The sequence below is a fragment of the Streptomyces sp. AcH 505 genome, assembly GCF_000818175.1.
Lineage (GTDB): Bacteria > Actinomycetota > Actinomycetes > Streptomycetales > Streptomycetaceae > Streptomyces.
In genome coordinates, this window is sequence record NZ_JTIY01000002.1 from 839,688 (window position 1) to 854,895 (window position 15,208).

Consider the following 15,208-nt stretch of genomic DNA (forward strand, 5'->3'; position numbering starts at 1 on the left):
CCGGCGGGCCGGCCGGCTGGCACGCGCTGCGGTGGACCGTACCGTCGACCGACGACGCGTCCGACACGCTCAAGGAGCACGGCGTCCGGGTGGCGGAGCGCGCCCCGGGCGGCGGACTGTTCACCGAGCCCGACGATCTGCACGGGCTCCGCCTGGAGATCGTGCGGGCAACCGCCGCCGAGACCGGCGAGCGCGGCACCGAGGACACGGTCGGGAACCCCCTCGGCCTCACCGGCCCGCCGACGGTGAAGCTGACGGCTACGGACCCGGCCGCCGCTGCCGCCGCACTCTCCGCGCTGGTGGGGCAGCCGGCCTACGCCACCGAGAACAGCGCGCTCAACACCACCGGCCACGGCGTCGCACTGGCCGACCATCGGGTGGAGTTCATCGGCTCCCGGTCGGGCAGCGTCCTCGACAGGGCCGGCGCGTTCCTGGCGGCCCACGGCGAACGGATCTGCTGGCTCACCCTCCAGGTGGCCGACTTCGGCGCCGCGCGGTCGTACCTGGTAGGTCGGGAGATCCCGTTCACCCAGTGGGGGGCCCGCTCACTGTTCCTGGAGGCGGACACCATGTCCGGCGCCCCGGTCGAGCTCAGTTTCGGCTGACAAGGTGACCCGGGGGCCTCGTCGTCAGCAGACGTCGTAGGTCAGATGCGTCACGTTCGATGTCGCGAACACCTCCCGCCGCACCAGCGTCCGAGGCGTTCCGCCGGTGAACAGCGGCGTCCCGGCGCCGAGCACGACGGGTGCGAGGTGCAGCGTCAGCACGTCGACCAGCCCCGCCTCGATCGCCGAGCCGACGGTGGCGCCGCCGCCCATGAGGACGACATCGAGATCCTTGCCGCCGGCCGCCGACGCCGCCTCGGCGTGCTCGCGCGCGGTGCGGACGGCGTCGGCGAGACCGGTGGTGACGAACGTCCAGTCGAGGTCGGCGAGCCGCACCGACTCCGGCGGTGCGCTCGTCACGACGACGAACGCGGGCTTCCCGACCTCGCCGGCCCCGTAGCCGGTCTCGTCGTCCCAGCCGTCCGGCCCGTCGACCGTGTCGAAGAGCCGGCGCCCGAGCACGACGGCCCCCGAGCGAGCGGTCCCCTCGCTCAGGTACCGCCGGTCGTCGGGGTCGTCGGAGAACGCCCAGGTATGCAGAGCCTCGCCACCGGTACCGAGACCACTGCCGGGGCGGGGGTCGGGCCCGGTGACAAAGCCGTCGAGGGAGACCGAGATGTCGGCGATGATTCGAGTCATGTCAGTTCAGACCGGCCCCGCCGCCCGAACTCATCGCCGATCGGCGAGGTGCGCGGCGATCGGTGCTCAGCCGTCCAGCGACTCCACGTACGGCGCCAGCTTCGCCGGGTTCATCATCCACATGATCCGGTCGATCCCCTCGGCCGACGCGTCGATGGTCAGCAGCGCGACTGCGTTCCCGCCGGACAGGACGAGCACCGCCGGTCCGCCGTTCGCCTCGACGCGGCGGATCTCGGCCTCGGGCCAGAAGCGGGGTGCGAACGCGACGAGGTACTGGGACACGTGCGGGAGTCCGACGACCGGAATCCGCGATGCGCCGCGTACGCCTCCGCCGTCGGAGTAGCTGACGACGTCCGCGGCGAGCACATCCTCAAGCACTTTCAGATCGCCGGTCCGCGCGGCGGCGAGGAAGACCTCCAGCAGGCGCTGCAGCTCGGTGGGGCTGACCCGCTCCTTGCGTTCGGCGGCCAGATGTTTGCGGGCGCGGCTCACCAGTTGGCGGGCGTTGGCCTCGCTCGTCTCCAGGATCTCGGCCACCTGGCCGTACGGGTAGTCGAACGCCTCCCGCAGGACGTAGGCGGCCCGTTCGACCGGGTTCAGCTTTTCGAGGACGAGGAGCACCGCGAGTTCGAGTGCTTCGGCCCGTTCGGCCCCCACCTGCGGATCCTGGCTGGTGTCGACCGGTTCGGGAAGCCACGGCCCGACGTACGACTCGCGCCGCACCCGCGCGGACTTGGCCGTGTTGATGGCGAGCCGCGTGGTGACGGTGGCCAGGAACGCCTTCGGCTCGACGATGTCCGTACGGTCGGCGTTCTGCCACCGCAACCAGGCGTCCTGGACGATGTCCTCGGCCTCCGCCGCGCTGCCGAGCACGCGGTAGGCGATGCCGAAGAGCTGCGGGCGCGCCGCCAGGAACTCCCGTGTCGCGCCGTCGAGGGAGTCGGCGTCATTATCCGTGTGCATGGTCGTCCCTTCCGGCACAGAGGCCGCACCGAGACCCACCACGCTACAGCCCACCCCGGCCGGAGTGTGTTTGCGGCACGACCACCGCCGGGTACGACGGGACGGTGCGTCAGCCCGCCGCGCCGCGCGGTCGGCCGGCGCCAGCTCAACTGGTCAGTGAGGTCGTCACTGTTGGCCCGAGCTGACGCCTGCCGGAACATTCCGGAGTGCGGTGACGCACACGTCCGCGCACCGGGATACCGGAGTCAGGCCCGGAGCTGGCCCCAGGCTCAGCCGAACTGACCCGGCTGGTAGCCGCCGGCCGGCTGCTGGTTGATCACGTTGATCCGGTTGTACGCGTTGATGACGGCGATCAGGGAGATCAGCGCGACCAGCTGGTCCTCGTCGTAGTACTTGGCCGCGTTCGCCCAGGCCTCGTCACTGACGCCACCCGCCGCGTCCGCGATCCGCGTGCCCTGCTCCGCCAGCTCCAGCGCCGCGCGCTCCGCCTCGGTGAAGGCCGTGGCCTCCCGCCAGACGGCCACCAGGTTGAGCCGCGCCTGGGTCTCCCCGGCGGCGGTGGCGTCCTTGGTGTGCATGTCCGTGCAGAAGCCGCAGCCGTTGATCTGGCTGGCGCGGATCTTCACCAGCTCCTGTGTCGCGAGCGGCAGGCCGGAGTCCGAGACGATCTTGCCCGCCGAGTTGATGTGCTTCAGCACCTTGCCCGCGAGGGCGTTGCCGAAGAAGTTGAGACGCGATTCCATGGGTTTCTCCTGGCTGAGTTGCGGTTACGTACCACTGACCGCGCAGCCCGGAGATCTGTGACAGCGGAAGTCGGCTCAGCCGGGCAGCGCCGCCCGGGTGAGAGCCGTCGCGGTGTGCACGGCGCTGGCGACAGCGGCGTCGGGGTCCAGCCCGCACAGGTCGGTCAGGGTGAAAAGCGCCTCGGCGCTGATGACGACGGTGAGGTCGCGCTTCAGCTGGGCCAGCGCGGCCGGGTCGGTGGCACCGAGGGTGTCGTCCAGCGGGGCGAGCGCGTAGTCGATCAGGCCGACGCGCATGGCCGGACGGGCGGAGATGGCCGCAGGCCGGGTGATGGTCGCCGCGATCATCGCGCGGGTCGCGCCCTGATGGCTCAGGACCGTACGGAACAGGTGCTCGGTCGCCGCCGCGATGCGCTCCACCGGGTCGCGGGAGCCCGCGACGGATCTCAGCGCCTGCGCGGGGGTGGGCCACTGCCCGGCCATGGCCTCCTGGAGGAGGCTGGCGAGATCGGGGAAGTAGCGGTAGGCCGTGGCCTCGGACACCAGGGCGGCCCGTGCGACGGCGGGCATCGTCATCTCGCGGCCGGTGCGCATGAGTTCCGCCGCGGCCTGGAGGATCGCGGTGCGGGTGCGCAGCTTCTGATTGGCCCGGCCACCGGGGTTCTGGGGTGCCATCCGTCGGCCCTTCTCCTCGTCACGTCTGAGGAACTGTAGCTAGTTGACTCCTGTTATGAGAGCTTACTCGCATTCATCCTCACGGCATCAGCGGGAGTACTCATGAACAACGTCTCCGTCGTCGCCCCCGACGCCGGCGAAGTGATCGATCTCGGCGGCGCCCGGATCCGCATCCTGGAGGACGGTTCCACGACGGCGCACCGGCTCGGCATCGGCGAGATCACCCTGGCCCCGCACACCGAAGGACCGCCGCAGCACCGGCACTCCCTGCATGACGAGGGCTTCTACGTCGTGTCGGGCACCGCCCGCTTCACCGTCGGCGAGAGCCGGTACGACGCACCCGCCGGCACGCTCGCCATGATTCCGCCGGGCGCTCCGCACACCTTCGCGAACCCGGGCGACGAGCCCGTCGTCATGATCAACACCTTTACCCCGGATCTCTATGTGCGCTATTTCCAGGATCTGCGCGACACGATGGCGGCCGGGCAGGAGATGACCCCGCAGGTCGTCGGTGAGGTGATGGGCCGGTACGGCACCGTCGCCGCGACCGACTTCGCGTAACCGGGGCCGAGCGGGGCGGGGGAGAGCCGCATCTCTTCGTGAGAGTTCACTTGCATGAGCGAGGGGGGCGGGGCTATCTTCATGACAGTTGACTCTCACGAAACTGACGACAAGGAACCCCGCACCATGACTGTCTCCGCCCCCACCGGCACCGTCCGTACGATCGCTCTGCCCAGCGGTCTGGACATCACCATCAAGGAGTACGGCGACCGCGACGCGGCCGGCGGCGCGGGCGCGCTCGTCCTGCACGGCGGCGCCGGACCCCGTTCGGTCGACGGCTTCGCCGCCGCGCTGTCCCAGCACGCGTACGTCGTCGCCCCCACCCACCCCGGCTTCGACGGTACGCATCGCCCGGAGAGCACCGACAGCGTCGCCGACCTCGCCACCGCCTACCTTGACCTCATCGACCAACTCGGCCTGGAGACCGTGCTGGTCGCGGGGAACTCCGTCGGCGGCTGGATAGCCGCGGAGATGGGCGTCCGCGACAACCACGGCCGTATCAGCGCGCTCGTACTGCTCGCCTCCACCGGCATCACGCCCGAACCCCCGCTCACCATCGCCGACCCCGCGCAGCTCGGTCCGGTCCGCACCGGTGAACTCGCCTTCCACCGGCCCGAACTGCGGCCCGACCCTGCCACCCTCGGCGCTGACCAGAGGGCCGCGATGGCGGCCAACCAGGCGACGCTCGCCGTCTACGCGGGCGACCCCTTCTGCAGCGACCCCAAGCTGCGCGGACGCCTGCACCGTGTCACCGTCCCCGTGCTGGTGCTGCCCGGCGAACAGGACGGCATCGTGCCCCTGGAGTACAGCCGCGCCCTGGCCGACTCCTTTCCCCGGGCGACGTTCCGCCCCGTCGCGGAAGCCGGCCACTTCCCGCAACTGGAGCAGCCCGCAGCCGTGTTCGACGCCATCGGCGCCTTCGTCGAGTCCGAGGTGAAGCCCGACCCGAGGTGAAGGCCGGCGCGAGGTGAAGCCGGGCGAGACGCGCCGAGTTCAGGTCTGCTACGACCAGCGGGCCGTCAGTCTCGGCGTACCCGCCGGGCAGACGTACAGCGTGCCCAGCCCGTGCGGCACGCCGCCTTCAGCGGCTTCGACGCCCACGAGCAGCACGTTCCAGGGCAGTTGGCTGTCGGTCTCCACGACGATCTCGTCCCCCGACCGCCGCGTGGTGAATACCGCCGCCTCTCCCGAACCGTCCGGGAGCGGCACGGCCGTCACCACCGTCGACCCGTCGGCCGGCGTGTGAACGCGCAGGGTCACCCCGTCCGCCCAGTCGTACGCCGGCCGGTCGGCGACCGCTCCGAACGGCACGACAGCGCCTTCCCTGGCGAGCAGCGGAAGCGTGTCGAAGCCGTGGGTCTCCCGCTGCCAGCCGGGCCCCGAGATCCGTTCCCCGGTAAGGACGTTGGTCCAGGTACCGGCCGGGAGGTAGTACTCGACAGAGCCGTCCTCGGTGAAGACGGGCGCCACCAGCAGGTCGTCCCCGAGCATGTACTGCCGGTCGAGTGAGCGGCAGGCGGGGTCGGCCGGGAACTCCAGCACCATGGCCCGCATCACCGGCGTACCCGCGTCGCGCGCCTGCACGGCGGCGCGGTAGAGGTACGGCATCAGCCGGTGCTTGAGCCGGGTGAAGGAGCGCGTGACGGCCACCGCTTCGTCGCCGTAGTCCCACGGCACCCGGTAGGACTTGCTGCCGTGCAGACGGCTGTGCGACGACAACAGCCCGAACTGCACCCAGCGTTTGAACAGCGCGGGCGTCGGCGTGCCCTCGAACCCCCCGATGTCATGGCTCCAGAAGCCGAAGCCGGAGAGGCCGAGCGAGAGCCCGCCGCGCAGCGACTCGGCCATCGCCTCGAAGGACGATTCGCAGTCGCCGCCCCAGTGCACCGGCAGCCGCTGGCCGCCGGTGGTCGCCGAGCGCGCGAAGACGACGGCCTCACCCTCGCCGCGCACGTCCCGCAGCAGGTCGAAGACGGTCTCGTTGTACAACTGGGTGTAGTAGTTGTGCATTCGCTCCGGGTCCGAGCCGTCGTGCCAGGCCACATCGAGGGGCACCCGCTCCCCGAAGTCGGTCTTGAAGCAGTCCACGCCCTGGTCGAGCAGCAGCCGCAGCTTGCCCGCGTACCACTCCCGCGCGGCGGGACTGGTGAAGTCGACGAGCGCCATGCCGGCCTGCCATCTGTCCCACTGCCATACGTCGCCGTCCGGCCGTTTCAGCAGGTGCCCCAGCGCCATGCCCTCGGCGAACAGCGCCGACTTCTGGGCGATGTACGGATTGATCCAGACACAGATCTGCAGCCCCTGCGCCTTGAGCCGGGCCAGCATGCCGACCGGGTCGGGGAAGACGTCCGGGTCCCAGACGAAGTCGCTCCACTGGTACTCGCGCATCCAGAAGCAGTCGAAGTGGAAGACGCTCAGCGGGATTTCGGCCTCGGCCATGCCCGTGACGAACCGGGTGACCGTCGCCTCGTCGTAGGAGGTCGTGAACGACGTGGACAGCCACAGGCCGAACGACCAGTCGGGCGGCAGCGCGGGTCGGCCGGTCAGCGCCGTGTAGCGGGCGAGGATGTCCTTCGGCGTCGGGCCGTACACGACGAAGAACTCCAGCGACTGGTCCTCGACGCTGAACTGGACCTGCCCGACGGACTCCGAGCCGACCTCGTACGACACCTGGCCCGGATGGTTGACGAAGACGCCGTACCCCCGGTCGGTGAGATGGAACGGGACGTTCTTGTACGCCTGTTCGCTGCTCGTGCCGCCGTCGGCCTGCCAGATGTCGACGCTCTGGCCGTTGCGTACGAACGGCGTGAAGCGCTCGCCGAGCCCGTACACGCTCTCGCCGACGCCGAGCGACAGCTGCGTGAGCATGAAGTGCCGTCCTTCGGCGTCGGTCGCGAAGCCGGTGCCGCGCCTGCCGACCGAGGTGAGGGTTCGGCCGCCCGCGCTGAAGTCCAGTCGCCACGGCGCCTCGGTGTCGACCTTCAACGACAGCTCGCCGGAGATGAGTTCGACGGCCGAGCCCTCGCGTACGGTCTTGGCCGCCGACTGCTCCGCCGGGGTGAGGGCGAACTCGGGCCGCCGGGGCGCCCGTCCGCCGTGGTGGGTCGTACGGACGCCGATCACGCCCTCGGCGGGCGACCAGCAGTCCACGGTCAGCAACGGCCCGTTGAGCGTGTCGCCCCGGTGCGTGACCCGGCCCACCGGCGCGTACAGCGTCAGCCGGTCGTCGGTGACCACGGCGTCGGCCACGGACGCCGCGTGGTGGGCGCTGACGCCGGGGCGCATCAGCCAGTAGCCGTCGGTGAACTTCATCGGCTCTCCTGTACGGGGGCGCGGTCGGCGTCGTCCATGGCGCGGTGTCCTTCGATCAGCCGCCGGAACCAGTGGTAGCTGTCCTTCGGTGTGCGTCTCTGCGTGTCGTAGTCGATGCGTACGATCCCGAAGCGCTGCCGATAGCCGTGCGCCCACTCGAAGTTGTCCAGCAGCGACCACACGTAGTAGCCGCGCACCTCCACCCCCGCGTCGATCGCGGCTGCCACGGCGGTCAGATGGTCGTGCAGATACGTCACCCGGTCCTGGTCGTGCACCGCGCCGTCCGGAGCGACCGTGTCGGCCTCGGCCGAACCGTTCTCGGTGATGTACACCGGCGGCAGCCCCGGGTAGCGCGCCACCAGACCGGTCAGCAGTGTGGTGAACGCCTCCGGTACGACCGGCCAGCCCATCGTCGTACGGCGGCTGCCGTACGGATCGACCGGCCGCACCCCGATGTCGACGGCGCTGCGCCGGCTCTCCTCGGGTTCCGTGTGCGGTGCGTCCGCGAAGGTCAGCGGACGGTAGAAGTTGATGCCGACGAAGTCGAGCGGCGCGCCGATCAGCGCCAGATCGCCGTCCTCGCGGTACGAGCCGTCGGCGAGCGCGCCCCAGGTCTCCGCCTCCGTCGCCGGATAGCGCCCGGCGAACAGGGGCTCGGTCCAGACGTCGTTGTGCAGCGTCCCGGCCCGGCGCGCCGCCGCCACATCGGCGGGCGCCGGCGATGCGGCCTCGACCAGGTCGATGTTGAGGGTGATGCCGACCTCCCGCGCACCCGCCTCGCGCAGCACGCGCACGGCGTTGCCGTGGGCGACCAGCAGATGGTGGGCGGCGGCCAGCGCCGGTGTGCCCTCCTGGGCACCGGGAGCGTGCCGGCCTTCCGCGTAGCCCGAAAAGGCCGTGCAGAACGGCTCGTTGAGGGTGATCCAGCGCGCGACCCGGTCCCCGAGCCGCTCCGCCACCAGACGGGTGTACTCGGCGAAGTGCTCGGCCGTCTCCCGTGTCCGCCAGCCGCCCAGGTCCTCAAGAGCCTGTGGCAGGTCCCAGTGGTAGAGGGTCACGGCGGGCGCGATTCCGGCGCCGAGCAGTTCGTCGGTGAGCCGGTCGTAGAAGTCGAGACCCTTGGCGTTCGCCGGTCCCGTACCCGTCGGCTGGATCCGTGGCCAGGCGACGGAGAAGCGATACGAGTCGACGCCGAGGTCGCGCAGCAGCGCCACGTCCTCGGGGTAGCGGTGATAGTGGTCGCAGGCCGTGTCGCCCGTGGCGCCGTCCTTGGTACGGCCGGGGGTATGACTGAAGGTGTCCCAGATCGAAGGACCGCGGCCGTCCTCGTCGTGGGCGCCCTCGATCTGGTAACTCGCCGTCGCGGTACCGAAGGTGAAGCCCCGGGGGAGAACGGGGAAGGAAGTGCTCATGGTCGTGCCGGGCCCTTTCGGGTCTGTGGTGAATGCGGTGCGGTGGAGTGATTACGGGCCGCTGCGGGGCTACTTGACCGAGCCGCCGGTGATGCCGGCTGCCACGTACTTCTGAGCCACCACGAGCAGGATCGCGGCCGGTACGGCGGACACCACCGCCGTCGCCATGACCGCGCCCCAGTCGCTGACATGGGCGCCGATGTACTCGTACATGGACAGGGTGATCGGTTTGACGTCGTCGGTGGTGTTGAGGGTCAGCGCGAACATGAAGTCCGACCAGGCGAAGAGGAAGGCGAACAGGCCCGAGGTGATGAGGGCGTTGCGGCTCATCGGCAGGACGATCCGCCAGAACGCGGTGAAGCGGTTCGCCCCGTCCACCAGCGCCGCCTCCACGACCTCCCTCGGTATGGACACCATGAAGGCCCGCAACAGCACGATCGAGAAAGGCAGTCCGAGCGAGGCGTCGGCGAGGATGAGGCCGAACGTCGAATTGACCAGGTTCAGGTCGACGTAGGCGCTGTAGAGCGCGTTGGCGATGACGATGCCCGGCACCATCTGGGTGATGAGCGTGCCGAAGACCATGGTGCGGCTGCCGCGCAGCCCGAGCTGCGCGAGGCCGTACGCGGCCGGTGCGGCGAGCGCGAGGCACACCACCACGGCGCCGAGCGCCACGACCAGGCTGGTGCCGAGCGAGCCGCCCTGACTGCTGAGCGCGCGGTGGAAGTTCTCCCAGCCGGGCGCTGTCGGGAACCAGTCGGTGGAGGCGAGGCTCTCGCCCGGCTGGAGGGCGATGTTGAGCATCCAGTAGAGCGGGAACAGCAGGACGACCAGAATGATCAGTGCGGCGACGGTGTTCGTGCCCCTGCGCAGGTGGCGGGTGGACATGGCGATCACTTCCCCTGGCCGAAGTCGGCACGGTTGAGACGCAGATAGAGCACGGCGAACACCGCGCTGACAAGAATGAGGATGTTGCCGACCACCGCGCCCTGCCCGAAGTCCAGTTGCTGGAAGGAGAGCTGGTAGGTGACCGTGCCGAGGGTCTGCGTGGAGTCGGCGGGGCCGCCGCCGGTCAGCGCCAGGATCAGATCGAGGATCTTCACCGTCGACATGAAGCCCAGGACGAGGACGACGGTCACCACCGGGCGCAGCAGCGGCAGGGTGACACTGCGGAACGTGCGCCAGGCGCCGGCGCCGTCCAGGGACGCGGCCTCGTACAGATCGCGCGGGATCTCCTGGAGCCCGCCGTACAGGATCACCATGTTGAACGGGATGCCGATCCAGACGTTGACCAGGATCGCCGACAGCAGGGCGACGCTCGGGCTGCTGAGCCAGGAGACCGGCGACGAGACGAGGTGCAGGTCCATCAGCAGGCTGTTGACGACGCCGGTGTCCTGGTCGAGGAGTTTTCGCCAGACGACCGCCGACACCACCATCGGCACCAGCCAGGGCAGCAGCAGTACGGCGCGTACGAATCCCGAGAGCCGGAAGCGGCGGGAGAAGAACACGGCGAGCGCCAGGCCGATGACGAACTGGCCGAGCAGCGAGCCGAGGGTGAAGACCAGGGTGTGCCAGAGGGAGCCGGTGAACAGCGGGTTGTCGAACACACCGCGCCAGTTGTCGAATCCGTTGAACGGCGACTCGCCGGTGAAGAAGGTGCGCGGTGTGTAGTGCTGGAAGCTCATCACGATGTTGCGGACGAGCGGGTAGCCGAAGAAGGCCAGCATGTACAGGACGGCGGGAGCGACGAAGCCCCAGCGCAGCAGTGCGCTGCGGCGCCGGTTCGCCCCGGGTGTCCCCGTGGCTGCGGCGGTGCCCGTCGAAGGCGCCGGAACGGCGGCGGTGATGGTCATGGCAGTCGTCTCCTCACTCGCCGGCCGTGGCCCGTGACTGGGCCTGCCTCAGCGCCGCTTCAGGGGTGGAGCGGCCGGTCAGTACGGACTGGAAGGCGCCGGACAGGGCGTCGGAGACGACCGGCCAGTCGGCACCGACCCGGTCGGTGCGCGAGCGCGCCGTCGCGACCTCGTCGGCGAAGGCCCCGAGCTTCGGGTTCTTGGCCTTGTACGCGGCCGCCGCCGACGTCCGGGTGGGTACGTTGTTGACTGCCTCGCCCCAAGCCACCTGGTTCTTCTGCTCGTTGAGACAGTTGATGATCTTCGCCGCGATCCGCTGCCGCCCCTTGTCCTTGGTCTGCGGGACGCTCATCACCGTGCCACCGATCGGCGGAACCGGCGGCCTGCCCGCCTCGGGGACGGGTATCGCGGCCACCGCCCAGTGCAGGTCCTTCTGCTCGCTCAGCACCGGGACCTGCCAGGGACCGTTGATCATCATCGCCGTACGGCCCGCGATGAACTGGTCGTTGACGTCCTGCTGGTTCCAGGTGACCGCGGCGCTCGACGCCGACTTCTGGCCGACCAGGTCCTTCCACAGCTGCAGCGCGGGCGCGCCCTTGCCGTCGTCGAGATGGGCCTCGTCGCCGCCCGCCGACCAGAAGAACGGCAGGAACTGGTAGACGCCGTCGGCGTCCGGCGTCGCGCTGAAGGCCATCCCGTACGTCTTGCCGCGCGTCAGTGTCTTCGCGGCGGTCTTGAGCTCGTCCCAGGTGGTGGGCGGCTCGACACCGGCCTTCTTGAGCAGGTCCACGTTGTAGAACAGGGCGAGCGAGTTCACCGAACGGGCGATGCCGTAGAGCGTGCCCTTGAAGCTGCCCATGGTGATGGCGCTGCCCGACATCCCCGCCACGTCCACACCGGCGCTCTTCAGCGGTACGAGGCCACCCGTGTCGGCGAACTGCGGCACCTCGGAGCCGTCCAGCTCCAGGATGTCGGTCAGCGAGTGGGACGAGGCCATGCGCAACGCCTTCGACACCACCTGGTCGGCCGGCACGCTGGTCTGCCTGACCTTGACTCCGAGCGGCTCGGCGCACGCGTCGAAGAACTTCTGTTCCTGATCGTGTTCATGGGTGTCCGTGGCCGAGTTCAGCACGGTGATCGTGCCGGGGTCGGGGACGTTCCCGCAGCCGGTGAGACCGGCCAGGGTCAGGAAGGCGGTGGCGCAGGCGATCGCGGCCGACGCCGGTGGGCGTCGGCGGGGAAGGTGCATGGTGGCGGCTCTCCGTTCGGTCTACGGCTCTGTGAGAAGACGGAGGTTCGACGGGTGGTCGACGTGCCGTCGATGTGTCGTCGAACACCCGTCGAATCGATTCGATTCGACGGAATGCAGCGATGCTAGGCGCTCCCGGACATGCCGACAAGGGGTACGGCAACGCCGAAGCGCGGGAAGTGCCGGCCTGCCACTTCCCGCGCGTGTGTAAGGGGTATGAGGGGTGCGGCGCCGTTAGGCGGGCGCCACGGAGCCGTCGCCGGGTGCCCGGCCGTCGACGTCCTGATGAACAGTGCACGACGGGCACAGTCCGCGGTACGTGACCTCGGCCGCCGACACCGTGAAGCCGAACCGCTCGTCGGCCGGCAGGGCCGCCAGCGGGTCACCGGTCGGGTGGACGTCACGGACCGCCCCGCAGCCGGAGCACACCAAGTGCTGGTGCGGGTGGTGTGCGTTGGGGTCGTACCGCTTGGCGCGCCCGTCGGTGGAGACCTCTGTCACCTCACCGATGGAGACCAGCTCGCCCAGGGTGTTGTAGACCGTCGCCCGGGAGATCTCGGGCAACAGCCGCGCGGCGCGCGCGTGCACCTCGTCAGCGGTGAGATGCACATGGTCACCGTCGAGGACCTGTGCGACGACACGCCGCTGGGAGGTCAACCGCCAGCTGCGCCCCCGCAGTCGCTCCAGCAGGTCACTCATATCGGTTCACCTATTCGGGTCCGTGGGATATTCGAAGTTCACCTGTGAACGTCCGAGTTATGACGACATATACACTTGGCACTCTTCTTGACTTGGACAGCATCCATCGTAGGATCGGTTCCGGCAATAACCAAGGGACGGGGAAGACTCCAGTACGGCAGGGTCTATCTGCTTTGTCCGGAAAGATTCCCATGTCTGAGAGGATTCCCATGTCTGAGAACCATGACGCGATCGTCGTAGACGCGAAGACCGACGGACAGGCGGAGAGCGGCGGCTGCCCCGTCGCGCACGACCGTGCTCCGCACCCCACGCAGGGCGGCGGAAACCGCGAGTGGTGGCCCGAGCGGCTCAATCTCAAGATCCTCGCGAAGAACCCCGCGGTGGCCAACCCGCTCGGCGAGGAGTTCGACTACGCCGAGGCGTTCAACTCCCTTGATCTCGCCGCCGTCAAGCAGGACATCGCCGAGGTGCTGACCACCTCGCAGGACTGGTGGCCGGCCGACTTCGGCAACTACGGCCCGTTCATGATCCGGATGGCCTGGCACAGCGCGGGCACCTACCGCATCAGCGACGGCCGCGGCGGCGCCGGTGCCGGGCAGCAGCGCTTCGCCCCCCTCAACAGCTGGCCCGACAACGGGAACCTGGACAAGGCCCGCCGGCTGCTGTGGCCGGTCAAGAAGAAGTACGGCCAGCAGCTCTCCTGGGCCGACCTCCTGGTCCTCACCGGCAACGTGGCCCTGGAGACGATGGGCCTGGAGACCTTCGGCTTCGCCGGCGGCCGCGCCGACGTCTGGGAGCCCGAGGAGGACGTCTACTGGGGTCCCGAGACCACCTGGCTCGGTGACGAGCGCTACACCGGCGACCGCGAGCTGGAGAACCCGCTCGGCGCCGTGCAGATGGGCCTCATCTACGTCAACCCCGAAGGCCCGAACGGCAACCCGGACCCGATCGCGTCGGCCCGCGACATCCGTGAGACGTTCCGCCGGATGGCGATGAACGACGAGGAGACGGTCGCCCTCATCGCCGGCGGCCACACCTTCGGCAAGACCCACGGCGCCGGACCCGCCGAGAGCGTGGGCGCCGACCCCGAGGCCGCCCCGATCGAGGCGCAGGGCCTCGGCTGGCACAACACGTTCGGCACCGGCAAGGGCGCGGACGCCATCACGTCCGGCCTTGAGGTCACCTGGACCAGCACGCCCACCCGCTGGAGCAACGGCTTCTTCGACAACCTCTTCGGCTACGAGTGGGAGCTGTTCAAGAGCCCCGCGGGCGCCAACCAGTGGCGGCCGAAGGACGGCGGGGGCGCGGGTACCGTCCCGCACGCCCACGACGCCTCGAAGAAGATCGCGCCGTCGATGCTCACCACCGACCTGGCGCTGCGCTTCGACCCGGTCTACGAGCCGATCGCGCGCCGCTTCCACGAGAACCCCGACCAGTTCGCCGACGCCTTCGCCCGCGCCTGGTACAAGCTGACCCACCGCGACATGGGCCCGAAGTCGCTCCACCTCGGCCCCGAGGTCCCCGCCGAGACCCTGCTGTGGCAGGACCCGCTGCCGGAGGCCGAAGGCGCGACCATCGGCGCCGACGACGTGACCGCCCTCAAGGCGAAGATCCTCGACTCCGGTCTTTCGGTGTCCCAGCTGGTCTCGGCCGCCTGGGCCTCGGCGTCCACCTACCGCGGCAGCGACAAGCGCGGCGGCGCCAACGGCGCCCGGGTCCGACTCGCGCCGCAGAGCGGCTGGGAGGTCAACAACCCGGACGAGCTGGCCGCCGTGCTGCGCGTCCTGGAGAGCGTCCAGCGCGAGTTCAACGCGGGCTCGGGCGCCGCGAAGGTGTCCCTGGCCGACCTGATCGTGCTCGGCGGCACAGCGGCGGTCGAGAAGGCCGCCAAGGACGCCGGTCACGCCGTGGAGGTGCCCTTCGCCGCGGGCCGGGTCGACGCGACGGACGAGCAGACCGACGCCGAGTCGTTCGCGGCCCTGGAGCCGACGGCCGACGGGTTCCGCAACTACCTCGGCAAGGGCAACCGGCTGCCTGCCGAGTACCTGCTGCTGGACCGGGCGAACCTGCTCACCCTGAGCGCTCCCGAGCTGACGGTCCTCGTCGGCGGCCTGCGGGTCTTGGGCGCGAACTACGACGGCTCGAAGGTCGGCGTCCTCACGGAGACCCCGGGCACCCTGACGAACGACTTCTTCGTCAACCTGCTCGACCTGGGTACGACGTGGACGGCGACGTCCGAGGACGCCAACACGTTCGAGGCCCGTGACGCCTCGGGCGCGGTCAAGTGGACCGGCAGCCGCGCCGACCTCGTCTTCGGCTCCAACTCCGAGCTGCGCGCCGTCGCCGAGGTCTACGCGAGCGATGACGCGAAGAAGAAGTTCGTGAGCGACTTCGTCGCCGCATGGACCAAGGTCATGAACCTCGACCGGTTCGACCTCGTCTGATCACAGTCCGGCGCGGAGCGTCCAGGTCGGCCCACGCGGTCGGCCTGGACGTTTTC

General features: G+C 69.9%; 14 protein-coding genes. 4 read left to right on the plus strand and 10 right to left on the minus strand.

Features of this window, described 5'->3' with window-relative positions; translation table 11 throughout:
* A partial coding sequence (locus HY68_RS33745; RefSeq protein WP_041999128.1) for a hypothetical protein occupies nucleotides 1–605 on the plus strand: 605 nt, incomplete at its 5' end.
* A 24-nt stretch (nucleotides 606–629) separates the two neighbouring features.
* Here the strand turns inward: HY68_RS33745 and HY68_RS33750 are convergent.
* From HY68_RS33750 to HY68_RS33765, 4 genes are all read right to left on the minus strand, one after another.
* The gene (locus HY68_RS33750) at nucleotides 630–1,244 is read right to left on the minus strand and encodes a dihydrofolate reductase family protein (RefSeq protein ID WP_041999131.1); all 615 of its coding nucleotides are present in this window, start codon (nucleotides 1,242–1,244) and stop codon (nucleotides 630–632) included.
* A 66-nt stretch (nucleotides 1,245–1,310) separates the two neighbouring features.
* Nucleotides 1,311–2,207 carry an RNA polymerase sigma-70 factor gene (locus tag HY68_RS33755; RefSeq protein ID WP_041999134.1) on the minus strand — a complete coding sequence of 299 codons (897 nt, stop codon included), beginning with the start codon at nucleotides 2,205–2,207 and terminating at the stop codon, nucleotides 1,311–1,313.
* Nucleotides 2,208–2,476: 269 nt separating this feature from the next.
* Nucleotides 2,477–2,950 carry a carboxymuconolactone decarboxylase family protein gene (locus HY68_RS33760; RefSeq protein ID WP_041999137.1) on the minus strand — a complete coding sequence of 158 codons (474 nt, stop codon included), beginning with the start codon at nucleotides 2,948–2,950 and terminating at the stop codon, nucleotides 2,477–2,479.
* Nucleotides 2,951–3,025: 75 nt separating this feature from the next.
* A complete protein-coding gene (locus HY68_RS33765) occupies nucleotides 3,026–3,625 on the minus strand; it encodes a TetR/AcrR family transcriptional regulator (protein ID WP_041999140.1) in 600 nt (199 codons plus the stop codon).
* 102 nt (nucleotides 3,626–3,727) lie between these two features.
* On the opposite strand from HY68_RS33765, the gene HY68_RS33770 reads away from it, so the two are divergent.
* Both HY68_RS33770 and HY68_RS33775 read left to right on the plus strand, forming a co-directional pair.
* Nucleotides 3,728–4,186 (plus strand): cupin domain-containing protein, encoded by a 459-nt coding sequence (locus tag HY68_RS33770; protein WP_041999143.1) that lies wholly within the window; start codon nucleotides 3,728–3,730, stop codon nucleotides 4,184–4,186.
* Between the two features lie 126 nt (nucleotides 4,187–4,312).
* On the plus strand, nucleotides 4,313–5,140 hold the full coding sequence (locus HY68_RS33775) for an alpha/beta fold hydrolase (protein ID WP_052457440.1): 828 nt from the start codon (nucleotides 4,313–4,315) through the stop codon (nucleotides 5,138–5,140).
* A gap of 48 nt (nucleotides 5,141–5,188) precedes the next feature.
* On the opposite strand, the gene yicI is transcribed toward HY68_RS33775, so the two are convergent.
* The 6 genes from yicI to HY68_RS33805 all read right to left on the minus strand — a co-directional run bounded on the left by yicI (nucleotide 5,189) and on the right by HY68_RS33805 (nucleotide 12,708).
* Nucleotides 5,189–7,498, minus strand: a complete 2,310-nt coding sequence (yicI, locus tag HY68_RS33780) for an alpha-xylosidase (RefSeq protein ID WP_041999145.1) — start codon at nucleotides 7,496–7,498, stop codon at nucleotides 5,189–5,191.
* Nucleotides 7,495–8,910 carry a GH1 family beta-glucosidase gene (locus HY68_RS33785; RefSeq protein ID WP_041999147.1) on the minus strand — a complete coding sequence of 472 codons (1,416 nt, stop codon included), beginning with the start codon at nucleotides 8,908–8,910 and terminating at the stop codon, nucleotides 7,495–7,497. The genes yicI and HY68_RS33785 overlap by 4 nt, the downstream gene beginning before the upstream one ends.
* Before the next feature lie 69 nt (nucleotides 8,911–8,979).
* Complete coding sequence (locus HY68_RS33790) at nucleotides 8,980–9,795, minus strand: carbohydrate ABC transporter permease (protein WP_042000660.1); 816 nt, start codon at nucleotides 9,793–9,795, stop codon at nucleotides 8,980–8,982.
* 5 nt (nucleotides 9,796–9,800) lie between these two features.
* Nucleotides 9,801–10,760, minus strand: a complete 960-nt coding sequence (locus HY68_RS33795; RefSeq protein WP_041999150.1) for a sugar ABC transporter permease — start codon at nucleotides 10,758–10,760, stop codon at nucleotides 9,801–9,803.
* A 13-nt stretch (nucleotides 10,761–10,773) separates the two neighbouring features.
* Nucleotides 10,774–12,009, minus strand: a complete 1,236-nt coding sequence (locus tag HY68_RS33800) for an extracellular solute-binding protein (RefSeq protein ID WP_041999153.1) — start codon at nucleotides 12,007–12,009, stop codon at nucleotides 10,774–10,776.
* A 234-nt stretch (nucleotides 12,010–12,243) separates the two neighbouring features.
* The gene (locus HY68_RS33805) at nucleotides 12,244–12,708 is read right to left on the minus strand and encodes a transcriptional repressor (protein WP_041999156.1); all 465 of its coding nucleotides are present in this window, start codon (nucleotides 12,706–12,708) and stop codon (nucleotides 12,244–12,246) included.
* 209 nt (nucleotides 12,709–12,917) lie between these two features.
* Between HY68_RS33805 and katG the strand changes: the two genes are divergently transcribed.
* Nucleotides 12,918–15,152, plus strand: coding sequence for a catalase/peroxidase HPI (gene katG, locus HY68_RS33810; RefSeq protein ID WP_041999159.1), 2,235 nt, complete (start codon nucleotides 12,918–12,920; stop codon nucleotides 15,150–15,152).
* The last annotated feature ends 56 nt before the right edge of the window (nucleotides 15,153–15,208 follow it).